The sequence below is a fragment of the Hymenobacter agri genome, from assembly GCF_054778495.1.
The window spans coordinates 1-1,650 of sequence record NZ_BAAGZM010000779.1 but is presented as its reverse complement, the minus strand read 5'-3'; the positions used below and the strand labels follow the sequence as shown (position 1 = coordinate 1,650).

Sequence of the window (1,650 nt, the reverse complement as noted above, 5' to 3'; positions counted from 1 at the left end):
CCACGGCCCGCGAGGCGCTGGTGCTGGCCGCTCTGCTGCTGCCCTGCCTGGCCGTGGTGCCCATGAGCATGGAAGTGCGTTTCCTGCTGCCGCTGCACCTGCTGCTGCTGGCGCTGGTGGCTTTCGGGCCGTGGCCGGCCTGGTCGAAGTCGGGCTGCCGCCGGCTGACACTGCTTGCCGTGTTCGGCATTTATCTGGCTGGATGCGTCTGGCTATCCAGCCGCATCAAACACGATGTAGAGCCCCGATTCCGGCCGTACTTATTGGCTGACGCGAAGGCAGAATAGCCAACCTGGAGTAGCTCCCGGGTTGGTAAATGGCCGTTTGAACAAGATAGAGACGCAACATTTTGCGTTTCATTGCTGAACGACTCGCGGTAGTGCCGTCAAACGATTTTGTTCAACGACGAAACGCAAAATGTTGCGTATCTACTTCCGTACACCAATCTGAGACCTGCTCCAGGTTGCGGATAGGAGCTACTAACCGTCAGCCCCAGCGGGGCGATATATCGGTAGCAGATAAGCCAGGCAGTAAGAACAGTGAAGCCCCCTCGGGGCGACACTCGCCTGGCGAATGTCGCCCCGAGGGGGCTTGGAAACAGAAAAGCCGACGGTTGTGCTACCGATATATCGCCCCGCTGGGGCTACTCCGCAACCGAGGTTATTTACTCTTCGCGGTAGAGATGCCTCAACAAGCGGACGCTACATGAAGCATGACGGGCTTTTTTATTTGGTTAACTCTATTACGACTGCTTAATACTGCCCAATCGAGAGCAGCACCAGCGTGCAGGCTTCCTCGGTTTGGATGCCGCGCTGCTGGGCCAGGCGTTCCAACTCGGGGTTTTCGGTGCCGGGGTTGAAAAGAATGCGCCGGGGCTTAAGGTCGAGGATGTAGTCGTACCACTCGGGTTGGTTTTGCGGGCCTACATACAGCGTCACCGTGTCCACATCGGCGGCCAGTGGGCGGTCGGTGCGAATGGCCATGCCGGCCACTTCGCCCTTGCGAATGCCCACCGGCACCACCTCGTGGCCGTGGTTTTTGAGCATGTGGGCGGCCCGAAACGAGTAGCGGGCGGGGTTATCGGAAGCGCCGAGAACGAGCGTCTTTTTCATAATTCAGATAAGTAGAAAGGACGGAAAATGAGCGGCCAGGCTCCGGGCCCGGCCGCCGCTTCATCCGCATTAAACGCACAAAACCGGCGGGCGGCTATCGGCGCACCAGCGGGGCCACGGCTTCGGCGCAGCGCTCACCGTCCATGGCCGCCGACACGATGCCGCCCGCGTAGCCCGCGCCCTCGCCGCACGGAAACAGGCCCGCTACCACCGGGTGCTGCAGGCTGTCCTTATCGCGCGGAATGCGAATCGGGGCCGAAGTCCGGCTTTCCACGCCCACAATCTGGGCGGCGTTGGTGGCGTAGCCGGGAATCTTCCGGCCGAAGTCGCGGAAGCCTTGGCGCAGGCGCTCGGCCAGCACGGGGCCCAGTACCTCGTCCATGCGCACCGACACCAGGCCGGGCTGATAGGAGGTTTCAAGCAGCTCGGCCGAGCGTTTGTTTTTGAGGAAGTCGCCCAGCAACTGGGCCGGGGCGCGCTGCGTGCCGCCCGCGGCCTGGCAGGCCCGCTGCTCAATTTCCTGCTGAAAGTGCAGGCC

3 protein-coding genes are annotated in these 1,650 nt (G+C 61.9%); 1 reads left to right on the top strand and 2 read right to left on the bottom strand.

What is annotated here, in order from left to right; translation table 11 throughout:
- Positions 1-287: hypothetical protein (locus ACYVDE_RS22035; RefSeq protein WP_460503686.1), on the top strand; the 287-nt coding region annotated here is incomplete at its 5' end.
- A 465-nt stretch (positions 288-752) separates the two neighbouring features.
- On the opposite strand, the gene ACYVDE_RS22030 is transcribed toward ACYVDE_RS22035, so the two are convergent.
- Both ACYVDE_RS22030 and ACYVDE_RS22025 read right to left on the bottom strand, forming a co-directional pair.
- On the bottom strand, positions 753-1,112 hold the full coding sequence (locus tag ACYVDE_RS22030) for a CoA-binding protein (RefSeq protein ID WP_460503685.1): 360 nt from the start codon (positions 1,110-1,112) through the stop codon (positions 753-755).
- Between the two features lie 94 nt (positions 1,113-1,206).
- A partial coding sequence (locus ACYVDE_RS22025; RefSeq protein ID WP_460503684.1) for an FAD-dependent protein occupies positions 1,207-1,650 on the bottom strand: 444 nt, incomplete at its 5' end.

Bases quoted from the DNA above. Each gene is read 5' to 3' on its own strand.
- ACYVDE_RS22030 (WP_460503685.1), bottom strand. From the start codon at position 1,112: ATGAAAAAGACGCTCGTTCTCGGCGCTTCCGATAACCCCGCCCGCTAC.